This window comes from Mesorhizobium sp. WSM4846 (assembly GCF_055811415.1).
Genome location: NZ_JBVVPZ010000007.1, coordinates 82403 through 97433 on the forward strand (window position 1 = coordinate 82403; position 15031 = coordinate 97433).

Sequence of the window (15031 nt, forward strand, 5' to 3'; positions counted from 1 at the left end):
TGTGGGCGCCGGCATCAGCTACGCTCCGCAGCCGGCTCGCGTGCAGCGGCGCTTTAATGGGCGGTGTAGGCTCCGTCGACCAGGTGGTAGCTCCCGGTGATAAAGCTGGCCTGATCGGACAACAGGAAGCACACAAGAGCCGCTACCTCTTCCGGTTTGCCGCGCCGGCCCATCGGCTGAAGGGCTGCCATGCGCCTGGTATTGGCTAATGCCTCCGCTTGCTCCGATAGAAGAGGCGTTTCGATCCAGCCGGGGCCGACGACATTGATCCGGATGCCCATCCTCGCATATTCAATCGCAGCAACCTTGGTCAGCCCAACGACCCCGTGTTTCGCTGCCGTGTATGCGGACGCAGTCGGCAAGCCGACGGAACCGAGAATTGAGGACATGTTCACGATGGCGCCTCCGCCTCGATCCAGCATGGCGGCGATTTCGTACTTCATGCTGTAGAAAACGCCATTCAGATTGACGTTCATCAGCATGTGCCAGTTGTCGAGCGGATAGTCTGCCGTCGCTTTTCGAACGCCGTCGATGCCGGCATTGTTTACCGCCATATCCAGTCCGCCGCATTTCTGGACAGTGAACTCGATCAGCTTTTCGACGGCTGCCGCATCCGTGACATCGACCGCAAAATCGTGGGCCCTGCCTCCTTGCGCGCTTATTTCGGCAGCCATGCAGCGCGCGGCCTCGGCATCAAGGTCGGCGACAACAATTTCGGCTCCTTCTTGCGCGAGTTGCCGTGACACAGCCGCTCCTATTCCGGAGCCTGCGCCGGTCACAATCGCGACTTTACCATGGAAGTCAGGCTTCATCGTCTCTGTCCTATGCCCATTGTGGCCTAACCGAACAGAGGCGGACGGTTATCGCAAGAAGTTTCGCTCCAATTCGCTCGTCAATCCTGTGGATTCATTTTGCCACCCCACAGCGAGACTTGGCCCGCAGGCCTTGCAATGGTAGAGACGAGGAAGGGCGGTAGATTGACCAGTTTCCTAGCAGGTAGAAATGGAAGAACACAACATTGCGCGCCGGGGGCTCGTGCTGGGAAGTCTGGCTCTGATGCTCTCCGGGTGTACGTCGACGTTACAGCAGGTGACGGAGCCGATTTCATCCGCGTTCGGACCAAGGAATGGCCTCAATCCTCGTTTCCGACGGAAGCAAGTGCGGTACGACGGAAACGAGCCGCCTGGAACGATCGTCGTCGATACTTCGCAACGTTTTCTCTATGCCGTCGAGGGCGACGGGTGGGCGACGCGCTACGGCGTCGGCGTCGGCGAGCAGGGGCTTTCGTTCAAGGGTACAGCGACCGTCGCCCGCAAGGCGGACTGGCCGTCGTGGACACCCACCACAAACATGATGAGGCGCAAGCCTCGCCTGGTGAAATATGCAGGCGGGGTCCCTGGTGGACCAAACAACCCGCTTGGTGCGCGTGCCCTTTATCTCTATCGCAACGGGCGCGACACCTACTTCCGGATACATGGTACAAACGAGCCATGGACGATAGGCACAGCGGTATCGAACGGGTGCATCCGTTTGACAAATGACGACATCATCGACCTCTACGAACGGACTCCTTTGGGCACGACGGTGGTGGTGGTTTGATGGTGGGCAGGCCTGATCTCCGTTGCATGGCGAGCCCTGCCGGCACGTCACCGCAAGGATTTCGGCTGCAACCGAATGCCGACTGTGTCATTTCTGCACTAGGCTTTGGTGTAGATCGCAGCTAACTTGGTTGGGCTGCATGTAATTTTTTATTTGTGGCGATTCTATAGGCTGTTCCGCCCCTGGGGAAAGGATTGCTTGATGAACAGGATGTTGATTGTAATGGTTGCTACCCTCGCCGTTACCAGCCTGAGCGGCTGCGCGAACGGGATCGGTAAAGGAAAGGGGAAGGCTCCTCCGCCGGAACCCGTTGCCGTAGAAGAGCCAGTGATTAAGTAAGCATCGGCTTTCGAAGATTTTGGGAAGGGCCGCCAGGCCCTTCCCTATCGATATGCAGGGGCCACCGGATTCGCAGCCTACCTGCGGTTAACGGGCATAGGCTGGCAGCAAGTATGCGGTCCTCGGAGTTCTGGATGAGATGACGCTTGTAAGTGGCCGTTCAACAATTGTGGCCCTGCTCGCGCTTGTCGCGGCGTCATGTCAGTCGCAGGACAACAAACCCCAGCCGACTTTTGTGTCCAATGAACGGGCACTGAGTACCGCGGCGATGCCGGCGCGCGCGGCCCAACGGCATTTCATCGAGTTCCGCTCCCGGTACGCCCTTACCTACGGCCATTCCTACGTGATTTTTGGACGATTGAACCAGGCGGGACGGATGGTCAACCCCGAAGTCGCGGGGCTCGCTCCGAAGTCCGATGATCCCAATGTCTATGTTCTCGGCCATGTGGCGCCCGTGCCAGCCACGACCGGGTGGACGGACGGCGACCTGGAAGATGCCTACCGGTCGGCAAGCTGGCGCGTTTTACTTACGGAAGCCGAATATAGGAAAGTCGTCGCGAGCATACGAAAGCTGCAGGCCAGCTCTCCGCTTTGGCACGCCTCACTCTACAACTGCAACGCATTCGTAGCGGACATCGCCAGATCGATGGGGTATAAGACCCCCGGTACCTGGCTCCGGCCGCAACAATTCATAACCAAGCTTCGGGAGATGAACGGGGGTTGAAATGCGATCTGCAAACCCGCTTTCGCCTCATTCGCCCGGTCAACTCCGAAAGCAGCGCGCTCTGAATGTCTTCGGTCGACAATTCGGACGCTGGCATCGTTGCGACGGTTTATCGTGGTCCCAGATCGAGAAAAGGCTCCGGTGACCTGAAGTGACCATTTCTGTAGCTTCGCTTGGCGAGATCATATGGGTGATCGGCCTCGTTGCCTGGTATGTGATCCGGTATCCCTTCGAGCGCCGGGCAAGGCGCGTGCGAATTGTAGCTGGCGGCCGCTCGCGTTCCGACACCGTCGGGCTTGCATCGGCTCTCCTTGGCCTGGCGATCCTGCCTGGCTTCTATGTCGCCACCGGCATCCCCGCAGCGGCTGACCATCCGGCCAGCGTGTGGTCGGTGGCGCTCGGAACCATCATCTTCTGCTCCGCGCTGTGGATTTTTCGCATGTCCCACAAGGAACTTGGCCGTAACTGGTCGATCACGCTCGAGATTCGCGAACGGCACGAACTGGTCAGCGCCGGGCCATACGCCTTGGTCCGTCACCCGATGTACACCTCGTTCCTGCTTATGGGGCTCGGCCAGCTCTTTCTGCTGCCGAACTGGGTTGCGGGCATATCCGGTTTGATTGGTTTCGCCGTCCTTTTCCTGCTGAGAGTGGACAAGGAAGAGCGTATGATGCTTGAGACTTTAGGCCCGCAATACCGTGCCTATATGGAAAGGACCAAGCGAATAGTCCCTTATCTTTATTAGAGGTCGTTTGATGCGAGGTCGAGCCATCAAGCTTTCGGCGCCCCGGCGCCTTGTTGGCGATCTGATGAGGTTTTCGATCGGCGTGCCACGGGTCGCGGTGCAGCGTCAGATGAATCTCGGCCCACTCGTAAGGGCTAGAATGGCGCAGCAGACCAGGCCCTCGTGGACCGCGATCTTCCTGAAAGGCTATGCGCTTCTCGCCCTGGAGATGCCGGAGCTGCGGCGCGCCTATGTCAAATTGCCCTGGCCGCAGCTTTACGAGTATCCGGCAAGCGTGGCCTCGATTGCCCACGAGCGCGAATATGATGGCGAGCCGGCCGTTCTGCTGAGCTGCATCAAATGCCCGGAACGCTACTCCATCACGGAACTTGAGGGGTCCATCCACGCGGCTCGATCACGGCCGATCCTCGAGGTCCCGGAGTTCCGGCGTGCCTTGCGGATGGCAGCTGCGCCCGCGCCTGTCAGGTGGCTGCTTATGTGGCTAGGGTTGAACATCGCCCGGCAAAGGGCAAATTACTTCGGTACCTTCCAACTGTCCGTCTATTCTGGTCTCGGTGCAGAATCACTCAACCCGCTGACACCATTGACCACGCTTCTGAACTACGGTCCGATCGGCAACGACGGATCGGTGAATGTCCGCATCCACTACGATCACCGGGTGATGGATGGAGCGAACGTCGCACGAGCACTGGAGCGATTCGAAAAGATTTTGAATGGCACTGTCGCCAATGAAGTGGTGCTGCTCGGTCAGGGTGTTTCCGCTCCTGCAAGACAGAGGAACGCGACGTGATTTCGCACAGTGGATTGCGGCCGGCCGTCGTCGTGATTGGCGGCTCGGGTGGAATTGGCCGGGCAATTGCGAGCGTCGCTGCACGGGAGCACGGCGCGGTTGTGCTGGTTGCCCGCTCGCCCGAGGGTTTGGCCGCCGCGGCGTCTGAGGTTCGGGAGGCGGGTGGCGAGGTATTCACGCTCGAGCTGGATCTCGTGGCAGGCGATGCGCCAACGCGCCTGGAGGGCTTTCTGTCCGCACACGGCCTGGTCTGTGATGTCCTGGTCAACAGCGCCGGCTATGGCCTGCGGGGGGCGACGACGGCGCTGCCCGTTGATGGTCAACTCGGCATCATCGATCTCAACATACATTCCCTCACAGAACTGACCCTCCATTTTCTGCCCGCAATGGTGGCGCGCCGACGGGGCGGGGTGCTCAATCTCAGTTCCGTCGCCGGGTTCCTTCCCGGACCTTATATGGCTCTGTACTTCGCCAGCAAAGGTTTCGTGCGCTTCTTCTCAGAAGCGCTTCACCAGGAATTGCGCCGAACCGGTGTGACGGTCACATGCGTGGCACCAGGCCCGGTGTCGACGGAGTTTCTCGCAAGGTCAGGCGCCAATCAGACGGTGCTCTTCAATGTCTTGCCCAAAGTGGATGCGGAGTATGTGGCCGAACGTGCGTGGCGAGGGTTCAGATCCGGTCGTCGCCTCGTCGTGCCGGGAATCTCGGCCAAGTTGGCTGCCCTTGCGGCATCGCTCCTGCCTTCCGCAGCGCTGCTGCCCCTAGTCGGCCGGCTGCAACGCGGCGGCAATGATCAATGTCCCTGCGGTTCAGGTATGAAGTTCAAGAAATGCTGCGGTGCCCGCCAGATCCAGCTGCGCCGGGGCCCTCGGGGAATTGTCCCCTGACCGGACCAGCACGCCACCGAAAAACCTTATTGAAGCAAGAGACCGCTCGCCGATGGCGGGCCGTTAAGCACGTTCGTGGCATCGCCGTTAAGCATGTTCGTGGCATAGAGGAGGCTCCTCCATCTCTGAACAGCGCTCTGCGGAGTGGTTAACGGGACCGTTGGAGCCGTTTCCAACAAAAGCCTTTGAAATGATTGGCGCTGTCGACCTCCGTTAACGCCCCATCAAGGTTAATGCATCATCGTGCCTCTCCAGTGGGGTCCATTGCGTTTCTGGAGAGTTCCGTGCATCGACGTGTTTTGAAGCGGCTTGTCGCTTTCGCCGGTGAGAAAAGACGTTCCTTTCTGTCTCCTCTGGTCATTGGACTTGGCATCTGGGTCGGCTTTCCCGATGTCATCGCCTACCAGGACATGACGAGCCTGGTTTCCGGCCTCAAGGCGCCGAACGCCCGCTGGAACGCCTATGTCGAGAAATCCGTCGCCGGCTCGGTCCATGCCGCAGAAATGCCTTTCCTCGATTCCGACACCACCGGCTCGATCTCGGGTTCCGGCGTCCGGTTGCCCGGCATCGGCGCCGTGTCGTTTCGCGGCAAGGGTAGCGTGGCCAGCACGACGCCCGACGAGGACCGCATCATGCGCGCCGACAAGAAGGGCCGCATCATCATCGTCTCGCCGGTCGCGCCGCCGAAGAACTTCAATGCCGGCTCGGTGTTTAAGCGCACTTCCTCGCTGCTTCGCCCGAGCATGGACAGCGGGCTGAAGATGGCTTTCGCCAAGCCCGAGATCAAAGGCAAGGAGATCCAGATTGCCGCCGCGTTCCATAGGCGCGTCGACAAAAAGCCGGATCCCGGCGTGCCGGCCATGCTGGCCGCGCTGGTCAACAACGACCGCCCCGACGTCCTGGCGACCGCCTACGCAGCGGCCGCGCCTGACTATGCCCAGGCTTCGCCCTTCGAGGCCTTGCTCCAGGACGAGCAGCCGAACGATGGCCGCTTCATTCCGCCGGTGGCCAAGGGCGATCATTCGTGGATGCAAACGCCGCTGCCGGCGAGCGTCTTCTCCAAAGCGGAACAGACTTGCCTCGCCAACGGCATCTATTTCGAGGCGCGCGGGGAATCGGTGCGCGGCCAGGCCGCCGTCGCCCAGGTCATTCTCAATCGCGTTCGCAATCCGGCCTATCCGAACTCGATCTGCGGCGTCGTCTATCAAAATGACAAATGGTTCAACCGTTGCCAGTTTTCCTTCGCTTGCGACGGCAGGAAGAAGCGCATCCAGAGTCCCGCCCACTACAAGACCGCGCAGGACATCGCCATGGCGGTCACTGCCGGCAAGATCTTCATCCCGGAAGTCGGATCGTCGACGCATTACTACGCCAACTACGTCAACCCGGGTTGGGCGCGGACGATGAAAAAAATGACCAGGATCGGCCTGCACATTTTCTATCGCACCTATGGCGGCGGCTGGAGCTGAGCGCTCCGGCAAGGCCCCGGGCGCGCCCGATCGAAGACCCGTCGCTGCAGGGATTCGGCCGCGACACGCCGGCGGCGGTAGCGGGCACGATGTCGCACCCTGGCAAGCTATTGATTTTCATGGGAAAAATACTTGACGATGAAGTCCTGCCCGTGGCTTGACGGGCGGGGACCCTCTAACTATGTTGCCGGCGACTTAAGAGCGGACGGACGGTGACGATCTGACCGGGCAAGGGGGTTGCGATGGCCGACAAGAATGGGCCAGACGGAACCGGAGAAACCGGCCGCGGCAAACAGCGTCAAGCCGACATCCGCGACGACGATCTTGAGCGCCGCCGGCGCGACCTTGAAGCATCGCTTGCAACAAGGCGGCCGGACCGGCTCGAGGGGAAAGACGACGCGAAAGCGGGCAGTGCGGCCGGATATGGCCAGGCGCTCAAGCTATCCAGCGAGTTCATCGCCGGGATAGTGGTTGGTGCTGGTCTTGGCTGGATCATCGACCGTGTGGCGGGGACATCGCCATGGGGTCTGATTGTTTTTTTGCTGCTCGGTTTTGGCGCCGGCGTGCTCAATGTCCTGCGCTCCGCGGGACTTATGGCGGAATTCGGACAGGGCGACAAAGCCCGCGATCCGAAAGAATGACTTGAGGCGCCGCTTGCCGGCGCAGTGAACAGGACACTAAAGCCGCGCGCGGCTTTGATGGGGATATAAAGTGGCTGCTGACAAGGTCGATCCGATCCACCAGTTCCATATCAACAAGCTGATTCCGATCGAGATCGGCGGCTACGACCTGTCGTTCACCAATTCGGCGCTCTTCATGGTCGCGACCGTCGCCGTCGCCTCGGCGTTCCTCTATCTCAGCACCTCGAGCCGCAGCCTCGTTCCCAGCCGTCTTCAGTCGGTCTCGGAAATGGCCTACGAATTCGTCGGCAACATGCTGAGGGACGCAGCCGGAACCCAAGGCATGAAGTTCTTTCCCTTGGTATTTTCGCTGTTCATGTTCGTGCTCGTTGCCAATCTGCTCGGTCTTTTTCCATATTTCTTCACCGTCACCAGCCATATCATCGTCACCTTCGGCCTTGCCGCGCTGGTGATCGGAACCGTCGTCGTCTACGGCTTCATGAAGCATGGCCTTGGTTTCCTGAAACTGTTCGTGCCGCATGGCGTGCCGGTTTACCTGCTGCCGCTGGTGGTGCTGATCGAGGTGATTTCCTTCGTATCGCGCCCGGTCAGCCTCTCGGTTCGTCTGTTCGCCAACATGCTGGCCGGCCACATCACGCTGAAGGTGTTTTCGGGCTTCGTGGTGAGCTTGAGCGCGCTTGGCACGCTCGGCATTGCCGGATCGGTCCTGCCGCTGGCGATGGCCGTGGCGCTGACGGCGCTGGAGCTGCTGGTCGCCTTCCTGCAGGCCTACGTCTTTGCCGTGCTGACCTGCATGTATCTGAACGACGCCCTGCATCCCGGGCACTGACCCAGTTGACCCAAGAGTTTCCGGCCCTGCTGCCGGGATAGAAATCGCAACGGAATTTTTAGATCCAAAGGAGTTGAACACATGGAAGCAGAAGCAGCAAAGTTCATCGGCGCCGGCATCGCATGCCTCGGCATGGGTGGCGCCGGTATTGGCCTTGGCAACATCTTCGGCAGCTATCTGGCGGGCGCGCTGCGCAACCCGTCGGCCGCGGATGGCCAGTTCGGCCGCCTGATCTTCGGCTTCGCCGTGACTGAAGCGCTGGGCATCTTCTCCCTGCTCATCGCGCTTTTGGCCCTGTTCGGCTGAGCCCCTGTTCGGCTAACATTGGGAATTGGAAGGGCCGGCCGCAAATCGGCGGCAGGCCTGACATCAGGGGATAGTCGATGTTCGTGACATCTGCCTTTGCGCAAGAGTCCGCGCCCGCCGTCGAAGGCGGCCATACCGGCACGGAAGGCGATACGCATTCCGGCACCGGTGTGCCTGCCGAGGCGCACGGCGTGTTCCCGCCATTCGATCCGGCGACATTCCCGTCGCAGCTTCTGTGGCTGGCGATCACCTTCGGGCTGTTCTACCTGTTCCTGAAGAAGGTGGTGATGCCGCGTGTTGGCGGCATCATCGATGTCCGCAACGACCGCATCACCCAGGACCTCGACCATGCCGCCAGGCTGAAGGGCGAGGCCGATGCCGCCGTTGCCGCCTATGAGCAGGAACTGGCGGAGGCCAAGACCAAGGCCAATGCGATCGGCCAGCAGGCCAACGACGCCGCCAAGGCGGAAGCCGAGGCCGCCCGCAAGAAGGTCGAGGCAGCGCTTGACCAGAAGCTTGGCGAAGCCGAGGCTCGCATTTCGACCATCAAGGCCAATGCCATGAAGGAAGTCGGCACGATCGCCGAGGACACGGCTTCGGCAATCGTCGAGGCGCTTGTCGGCGGCAAGGCCAGCAAGGCCGAGATCGCGGCAGCCGTCAAATCCGTGGCCCGGTGAGGAGCGCATCATGGACGCCACATCACTCGCGACGCTTTGGGCCACCGTTGCCCTCGTCATTTTTCTGGGCATTGCCGTCTACGTCAAGGTGCCTAAGCTGATCGCCAAGGCGCTCGACGCCCGCGCCGACAAGATCAGCAACGAGCTTGAAGAAGCGCGTCGGCTACGCGAGGAGGCCCAGCAACTGCTCGGCCAATACCAGCGCAAGCGCAAGGAAGCCGAGCAGGAGGCCGCCGACATCGTCGCCGCCGCCAAGCGCGAGGCCGACATGCTGGCTGCCGAGGCGCACAAGAAGACCGAGGACTATGTCACCCGGCGCACCGCGCTTGCCGAACAGAAGATCGGTCAGGCGGAGCGCGAGGCGATCGGCGAAGTGCGCGCCAGTGCCGTCGATATCGCCGTCGAAGCCGCCCGCACGCTGCTCGCCGCCAAGATTGACGCCAAGGCGGGCGCCGACCTGTTCCAGGCCTCGCTTCAGGACGTCAAGTCCAGGCTGAATTAAGGAGAGAATCTCCCCCCGTTGAGGGGGAGATGTCGCCGAAGGCGACAGAGGGGGTCGCCTCGGCGTCGCGGCGCCCTATCGGATAATATGTCGAATGAAAGAGGGGCGCGGCGCTTCACGCGCGGCTACCCCCTCTGGCCTCCCGGCCATCTCCCCCTCAGGGGGAGAAAGCGGTCAATCCAGACCCGAAAAACTCTCTTCGTCGAGCACTTCGGTTCCGCCAAGCCGGAACGGTGCGAAGGACGCGCGGTGCAGCCGCGCCACCGGTCCATGCACCTCGATCGATGTGCGGTGGCGGACCGTGGCGTAGCCCATATGGAGCTCGAAACCGTAATCCGCGTGATGACTGCCGCAGCCGCACATCATGCGGTCGCGCATCACCTTGGCGACGATCGAGGCGGCGGCGATCGACTGCGAGCGCTGGTCGCCCTTGATCAGCGCTCTGCCTTCGCATGGCAGTCCGGGCGGCACGTCGCGACCGTCGGCCAGGGCCAGCTTTGGCTGCACCGAGAGCCCGACCAAGGCGCGGCGCATCGCCTCGAGGCTGGCCTTGAGAATATTGCTGCCATCGATGCCTTCCGCGCTGACCGAGGCCATCGACACGGCAAGAGCGGAGCCGAGGATTTTCAGGAACAGCGCCTCGCGCTGCAGGTGGCTGAGGCGCTTGGAATCGTCGAGACCGTCGGGAATGTTGGCGGGATCGAGGACTACCGCTGCCGCGACGACCGGCCCGGCCAGTGGGCCGCGCCCGGCCTCGTCCATTCCCGCCACCGGCCACAGGCCTTCGGCCATCGCCTTCGTCTCGAAGGAGAAATCGGGTCTCTCAACGATTTCGAAGAGAAGCGGAGAATCAGAACGCGCGCGAGCCATGTTGCGGCGAGGTTCGCATCGGCTCCGATTCTCCGCAAGCCCCTCCGGGTCGGGTGAGGCACCGGACCGGAGGGCACCGTCTGCAAGCCCGGGGACAGGACAGGCCGGACGGGATTTTTTCATCTGCCGCCGGCGTCGGCGGCAGACGATGTCTTCAAAGCAGCATCAGTTGCTCGGTTGCCTTGGCTGCGGCGACGAACTGGTCGGTCCTGAGCGACCGCCGCTCGGCGTTGAGGCCAAGCCGTTTGGCGGCAATCTCGAAGCGCCGGCCGATCTGCCAGGCATAGGGGCCGGAGCCTTTCATGCGCTTGCCCCATTCCGAATCGTAATCCTTGCCGTCGCGCATCGAGCGGATCAGCGACATGACGTGACGGTAGCGGTCCGGATAATGACGCAGCAGCCAATCCTTGAAGATCGGCGCGACCTCCAGCGGCAGGCGCAGCAGGACGTAGCCGGCCTCGCGCGCTCCTGCCGCACGTGCCGAATCGAGGATTCGTTCCATCTCCTGATCGGTCAGGCCGGGGATGATCGGAGCGACCATGACCGAGGCCGGAATGCCGGCATCCGAAAGCTGCCTGATCGCCTCCAGCCGCTTGGTCGGCGTCGACGCGCGCGGCTCCATCGTTCTGGCCAGCATACGGTCGAGCGTCGTCACCGACAGCGCCACCTTGGCCAGCCCGCGTTCGGCCATGCGCGACAGAATGTCGATGTCGCGCGTCACCAGCGCGGATTTGGTGACGATGCCGACCGGGTGGCCACGCGCCTCCAGCACTTCGAGGATCTCGCGCATGATCCGGTACTGCTTCTCGATCGGCTGATAGGGATCGGTGTTGGTGCCGATGGCAATGGTGCGCGGCTGGTAGCCGTCCTTCGACAATTCCTTGTCGAGCAGCCGCGCCGCATCCGGCTTGGCGAACAGCTTCGATTCGAAATCCAGTCCCGGCGACAGGCCCATGAAGCTGTGCGTCGGCCGCGCGAAGCAATAGACGCAGCCATGTTCGCAGCCGCGATACGGATTGATCGAGCGGTCGAAGGAAATGTCGGGCGATTCGTTGCGGGTGACGATGGTGCGCGGCTTCTCGACCTGCACCTCGGTCTTGAACGGCGGCAGCTCCTCAAGCGAATTCCAGCCATCGTCGAACACATGCCTGCTGACCGGTTCGAACCGGCCGGACGGGTTGATGCCGGCGGACCGGCCGCGATTGCGCTCCGGACGGATACGGACGCCGCTCTGCTCGATCATTGCATTGGCCATCTCGGCTCTTCCAGCCCCGAAGGCAGCAATGTCGGCACGTACGATCTGTTCCATCTTCGCCCTCTCCCAGGGACTGTCGGCTGGCTGTCGAATCGCTCTGTTCATGAAAATAATCCTATTTTATCCGTTGGAACAAAGCAAGAACATTTTTATGGGGCGACGCAAAAACTGGCGCTGTGCCCGGCTTTCCGCTATTCGGCTAACGATGCTCAGCGTTCTCATCCAGACCCTGAATGACGAGGAAAGACTCGCCCGCACGCTCGCCTCGCTGATCGGCGGCGCGGTCGAGGGCGTGGTGCGCGACGTCATCGTTTGCGACACCGGCTCGACCGACCAGACGCACCGCGTTGCCGAACATGCCGGCTGCCTTTATGTGGCGAGCGGCGGCATCGCTGCCGCCATCAGGCAGGCCAAGGGCGACTGGCTGCTGCTGCTGGAGCCGGGCGCGCGTTTGGGCGAGGGCTGGATCGACGAGGTCGTCGCCCACACCGCCAGGCAAACCATGCCGGCGCGATTCTCGCGGGCGCGCGGCAGCCGCGTCCCGTTCCTGTCGCGGGTGTTTTCTGGAAACCGGGCACTGGCCGAAGGGCTGGTGATCAGCAAGCGTCAGGCCGCGGCCTTATCGAAAAACGCCCGCAGCGCCGAGGCCATCGCCCGCGGCCTTGCGACCAAGAGGCTCGACGCCGAAATCTGGGTGGCGCCGGTGAAGTGACGGTCGTCTCTTTGCCGGCAAGCGGGCGAGGGTCGGTCGCGTCGTTTGCTGCGGCAATTCGCTGAGGTCGTCTTCTACGAGACCGCAGTTTGCGAGGTTGTGGGGCGATGTGGCGCTTGGATCGGGGTGCCAACCTCTGCGTATTGCCTGAAGCCCGTATATTCCGGAGCAAAGGAGCCTTGCCGATGACCATCACCGTCACCACCGCCGCCGTCTCGAAAAACTTCGGCGCTTTATCAGGATGCCGCGTGCGCGATCCGGTCATCATCACCAAGAATGGCCGCCCGCGCACCGTGTTGCTGGCCTACGAGGATTGTCCGGCTGTCGAAGCGCGACCGGCGGGTCGAGCTGACAGCGGAACTCGGCGCCGACGAAATCGCCGCGGTCGAAGCCTCCGAAATGGATCCGGGTCTCGACCATCTCAATGAGGAACTCAACGGGACAAAGAGCCTGACAGCAAAAAATGCTGCCGGCTGAAATCAAAGTCGGCCACGTCTTTCGTTATTCTTATCTCTGGCATTGGCAACACCGCGAGGGGCCGCATTGGCGCGACATTCGTGGGAGGAATGCACATGCTTGTCGTCCTGCGGGAAACTCGCGATACTCGGCGAGATTTCGGGGAGATCACCGATGAATATATCCAAATTCGTTCGTATCGCCTTGCTGTCAGCCGCTTGCTCAGTTCCGGCGATCGCGGTGGCGCAGGAATCGTCGCTTTGGTCGGTTTATGAGAACACGCTCAAATCGGCCAAGTACATCGATCTGACCCACGCCTTCGAGCCGGTGCAGCCGGTATGGCCGGGCTTCGCCAATGCCAGGTTCAGGCCGGCTGTCGCCGGGAAGGACATCGATGGCTACGTCAAGGCCGGCGAAGAGTTCACTTACGACAAGCACGGGTTTGTCGCGAGCGCCTACGAGTTGACGACGGACCAATATGGCACGCAGCTCGATCCGCCCTCCCACTGGAACCCGCTCGGCGCAACGATCAGCGACCTGCCGGCCACCTATGCCGTGCGGCCGCTCGTCGTCATCGACATCAGCGGCAAGGTGCGGACTGACGAAGGCTATCACCTCCAGGTCGCCGACATCGAGGAGTGGGAAAAGCGGCACGGCCGCATACCGGAAGGTTCAGTCGTCTTCGTGCGTTCGGATTGGTACAAGAAATGGTCCGATGTCGCCCGCTTCAACCAAAAACCGTTTCCGGGCGTCAGTTTGGACGCACTGAAATTCCTGCATCGGGAGCGGAAGATCCTGTTTCATGGCCATGAGCCGCTCGACACTGACACCACGCCCAATCTCGAAGGCGAACACTGGCTGCTTCACAACGATTTCACCCAGGCAGAAGGCGTCGCAAATCTCGACAAGGTGCCGGAGGCCGGTGCGTTGGTCACAATCGGCTTCGCCAAGCCGCTCGGCGGGTCAGGCGGGTACGCGCGTTACATCGCGATTGCACCCGCCGACTGGACGGAGGGCGTCTCGGTCACCGAAGCGCCTGGTGCGCCGCTTTCCCGGCAAACCGCGCCGCTCAAGCGCGACGAGAACGGCGTCTTCCGCCCGACGCCCTGATAGTAGAGGATATCATCGGGGCGGCAGGGCCGTGGCACGTCCCATTCCACGCGATTTGTGGCGCAAGTCGGGACAAAAGGTTCAGACGACCAGCCCTCCGGCGCTCGCGAAAACGTGACTGTCCCGATGATAGCCATCACAATTGCTAGCGCTATCGTGGCATGAGCGCCAATCCTGCCACGGGAGACAGCCTTGCTCCGCCTATCCGCCGCCGTTCTGCTGACTGTGGCTTTCTGGCCGTTCGCCGCTTCGGCCCGGGACGAGCCGCCGTCGAGATGCGTTGCGATCGCTGAAGCGCTGCCGTCAGCCACCTATGCCAGCTTCACGGCGCCAAAGGCGCAGCCGTCTCGGCTGGCCCAGGCTTTCGTCGACGGTGACGTTACGATCACCTATGCCGGCCATTCGACCTACGTTATCGAGACACCCGCCGGCGTCAGGATCGCCACCGACTTTTCTGGCGTCTATGGCGCCGACCCGCTGCCGCGCGTCGTGACTATGAACAAGGCCCACCGCACCCATTATTCGGACCATGTCGATCCCGCCATCGAATATGTGCTGCGCGGCTGGAATCCGGACGGCGGTCCGGCGCGCCACGCCCTTGTCGTCGACGATGTCTATATCCGCAACGTGCCGACGGATATCCGCAATGGCGGCGATCTCGGCAAGGACGGCAATTCCATCTTCATTTTCGAAGTGGCTGGACTCTGCATCGGCCATCTCGGCCATCTGCACCACCGGCTGGAGGATGCGCATTACGGCGCCATCGGCCGGCTCGATATCCTTATGGTGCCTATCGACGGCGGCATGACGCTGTCGCTCGACCGGATGACTGAAATCACCGCGCGGCTCTATTCCTCGATGATCCTGCCGATGCATCGCCATTCGACCCCGATCAGCGAATTCACAGGTAGGATGGGCGACGATTTCGCGGTGGAATTCTTCTCCGGCCGGTCGCTGACGGTCTCACTGAAGACCCTGCCCGACCGGCCGACGATCATCATCCTCGACGGGGTTTGACCGCTTCGTCGCGGCCTTCTCCGCTGTGCGCGGCCTCACTACTCCACCTCGCTCAAATCACGCGCTGTCGCGAACTCAACGAGCGTTAATGCTCCGTCAAGCT

18 protein-coding genes and 1 pseudogene are annotated in these 15031 nt (G+C 61.8%); 16 read left to right on the top strand and 3 right to left on the bottom strand.

All coding sequences use genetic code 11. The features are described 5' to 3' along the window. Positions 1–53 precede the first annotated feature (53 nt). Positions 54–812 carry an SDR family NAD(P)-dependent oxidoreductase gene (locus tag AC0L15_RS08900; RefSeq protein ID WP_473496252.1) on the bottom strand — a complete coding sequence of 253 codons (759 nt, stop codon included), beginning with the start codon at positions 810–812 and terminating at the stop codon, positions 54–56. 190 nt (positions 813–1002) lie between these two features. Here AC0L15_RS08900 and AC0L15_RS08905 point away from each other — a divergent pair, with 190 nt between their 5' ends. From AC0L15_RS08905 to AC0L15_RS08960, 12 genes are all read left to right on the top strand, one after another. Then, complete coding sequence (locus AC0L15_RS08905) at positions 1003–1599, top strand: L,D-transpeptidase (RefSeq protein WP_023799405.1); 597 nt, start codon at positions 1003–1005, stop codon at positions 1597–1599. Positions 1600–1800: 201 nt separating this feature from the next. Then, complete coding sequence (locus AC0L15_RS08910) at positions 1801–1938, top strand: ABC transporter (protein ID WP_091596207.1); 138 nt, start codon at positions 1801–1803, stop codon at positions 1936–1938. 139 nt (positions 1939–2077) lie between these two features. Next, positions 2078–2662: a hypothetical protein gene (locus AC0L15_RS08915; protein ID WP_031255001.1), complete on the top strand. Its 585-nt coding sequence runs from the start codon at positions 2078–2080 to the stop codon at positions 2660–2662. A 157-nt stretch (positions 2663–2819) separates the two neighbouring features. Beyond that, positions 2820–3407, top strand: a complete 588-nt coding sequence (locus AC0L15_RS08920) for a protein-S-isoprenylcysteine O-methyltransferase (RefSeq protein ID WP_031254999.1) — start codon at positions 2820–2822, stop codon at positions 3405–3407. A gap of 10 nt (positions 3408–3417) precedes the next feature. After that, complete coding sequence (locus tag AC0L15_RS08925) at positions 3418–4197, top strand: hypothetical protein (protein WP_023799402.1); 780 nt, start codon at positions 3418–3420, stop codon at positions 4195–4197. Continuing rightward, positions 4194–5084, top strand: a complete 891-nt coding sequence (locus AC0L15_RS08930) for an SDR family NAD(P)-dependent oxidoreductase (RefSeq protein ID WP_287245167.1) — start codon at positions 4194–4196, stop codon at positions 5082–5084. The genes AC0L15_RS08925 and AC0L15_RS08930 overlap by 4 nt, the downstream gene beginning before the upstream one ends. Before the next feature lie 284 nt (positions 5085–5368). Next, a complete protein-coding gene (locus AC0L15_RS08935; RefSeq protein ID WP_287245164.1) occupies positions 5369–6553 on the top strand; it encodes a cell wall hydrolase in 1185 nt (394 codons plus the stop codon). Between the two features lie 242 nt (positions 6554–6795). Further along, complete coding sequence (locus tag AC0L15_RS08940) at positions 6796–7194, top strand: AtpZ/AtpI family protein (RefSeq protein ID WP_023799399.1); 399 nt, start codon at positions 6796–6798, stop codon at positions 7192–7194. Positions 7195–7264: 70 nt separating this feature from the next. Continuing rightward, positions 7265–8023 (top strand): F0F1 ATP synthase subunit A, encoded by a 759-nt coding sequence (locus tag AC0L15_RS08945; RefSeq protein WP_077381387.1) that lies wholly within the window; start codon positions 7265–7267, stop codon positions 8021–8023. 81 nt (positions 8024–8104) lie between these two features. Beyond that, positions 8105–8329 (top strand): F0F1 ATP synthase subunit C, encoded by a 225-nt coding sequence (locus AC0L15_RS08950; RefSeq protein ID WP_023799397.1) that lies wholly within the window; start codon positions 8105–8107, stop codon positions 8327–8329. A gap of 77 nt (positions 8330–8406) precedes the next feature. Further along, a complete protein-coding gene (locus tag AC0L15_RS08955; RefSeq protein ID WP_023799396.1) occupies positions 8407–9006 on the top strand; it encodes a F0F1 ATP synthase subunit B in 600 nt (199 codons plus the stop codon). Between the two features lie 10 nt (positions 9007–9016). After that, positions 9017–9508, top strand: a complete 492-nt coding sequence (locus AC0L15_RS08960; RefSeq protein ID WP_128179833.1) for a F0F1 ATP synthase subunit B — start codon at positions 9017–9019, stop codon at positions 9506–9508. A 174-nt stretch (positions 9509–9682) separates the two neighbouring features. Here the strand turns inward: AC0L15_RS08960 and AC0L15_RS08965 are convergent, their stop codons facing one another. Together AC0L15_RS08965 and AC0L15_RS08970 are read right to left on the bottom strand one after the other, a co-directional pair. Then, positions 9683–10378, bottom strand: coding sequence for a ribonuclease HII (locus tag AC0L15_RS08965; RefSeq protein ID WP_473496253.1), 696 nt, complete (start codon positions 10376–10378; stop codon positions 9683–9685). Between the two features lie 154 nt (positions 10379–10532). Continuing rightward, positions 10533–11687, bottom strand: a complete 1155-nt coding sequence (locus tag AC0L15_RS08970) for a PA0069 family radical SAM protein (RefSeq protein WP_027152303.1) — start codon at positions 11685–11687, stop codon at positions 10533–10535. 151 nt (positions 11688–11838) lie between these two features. Here AC0L15_RS08970 and AC0L15_RS08975 point away from each other — a divergent pair, with 151 nt between their 5' ends. From AC0L15_RS08975 to AC0L15_RS08990, 4 genes and pseudogenes are all read left to right on the top strand, one after another. Further along, positions 11839–12345: a glycosyltransferase gene (locus AC0L15_RS08975; protein WP_473496254.1), complete on the top strand. Its 507-nt coding sequence runs from the start codon at positions 11839–11841 to the stop codon at positions 12343–12345. Between the two features lie 185 nt (positions 12346–12530). Continuing rightward, positions 12531–12822, top strand: a pseudogene (locus AC0L15_RS08980) (type II toxin-antitoxin system prevent-host-death family antitoxin). 153 nt (positions 12823–12975) lie between these two features. Further along, entirely contained in the window at positions 12976–13911 is a 936-nt protein-coding gene (locus AC0L15_RS08985) for a cyclase family protein (protein WP_287288294.1), read from the top strand. Positions 13912–14103: 192 nt separating this feature from the next. Beyond that, entirely contained in the window at positions 14104–14928 is an 825-nt protein-coding gene (locus tag AC0L15_RS08990) for an MBL fold metallo-hydrolase (protein WP_287318602.1), read from the top strand. The last annotated feature ends 103 nt before the right edge of the window (positions 14929–15031 follow it).

Coding starts and splice junctions, on each gene's coding strand:
- AC0L15_RS08925 (WP_023799402.1), top strand. CDS start 3,418: ATGCGAGGTCGAGCCATCAAGCTTTCGGCGCCCCGGCGCCTTGTTGGC.
- AC0L15_RS08985 (WP_287288294.1), top strand. CDS start 12,976: ATGAATATATCCAAATTCGTTCGTATCGCCTTGCTGTCAGCCGCTTGC.
- AC0L15_RS08905 (WP_023799405.1), top strand. CDS start 1,003: ATGGAAGAACACAACATTGCGCGCCGGGGGCTCGTGCTGGGAAGTCTG.
- AC0L15_RS08940 (WP_023799399.1), top strand. CDS start 6,796: ATGGCCGACAAGAATGGGCCAGACGGAACCGGAGAAACCGGCCGCGGC.
- AC0L15_RS08900 (WP_473496252.1), bottom strand. CDS start 812: ATGAAGCCTGACTTCCATGGTAAAGTCGCGATTGTGACCGGCGCAGGC.
- AC0L15_RS08910 (WP_091596207.1), top strand. CDS start 1,801: ATGAACAGGATGTTGATTGTAATGGTTGCTACCCTCGCCGTTACCAGC.
- AC0L15_RS08975 (WP_473496254.1), top strand. CDS start 11,839: ATGCTCAGCGTTCTCATCCAGACCCTGAATGACGAGGAAAGACTCGCC.
- AC0L15_RS08955 (WP_023799396.1), top strand. CDS start 8,407: ATGTTCGTGACATCTGCCTTTGCGCAAGAGTCCGCGCCCGCCGTCGAA.
- AC0L15_RS08960 (WP_128179833.1), top strand. CDS start 9,017: ATGGACGCCACATCACTCGCGACGCTTTGGGCCACCGTTGCCCTCGTC.
- AC0L15_RS08915 (WP_031255001.1), top strand. CDS start 2,078: ATGACGCTTGTAAGTGGCCGTTCAACAATTGTGGCCCTGCTCGCGCTT.
- AC0L15_RS08950 (WP_023799397.1), top strand. CDS start 8,105: ATGGAAGCAGAAGCAGCAAAGTTCATCGGCGCCGGCATCGCATGCCTC.
- AC0L15_RS08970 (WP_027152303.1), bottom strand. CDS start 11,687: ATGGAACAGATCGTACGTGCCGACATTGCTGCCTTCGGGGCTGGAAGA.
- AC0L15_RS08965 (WP_473496253.1), bottom strand. CDS start 10,378: ATGGCTCGCGCGCGTTCTGATTCTCCGCTTCTCTTCGAAATCGTTGAG.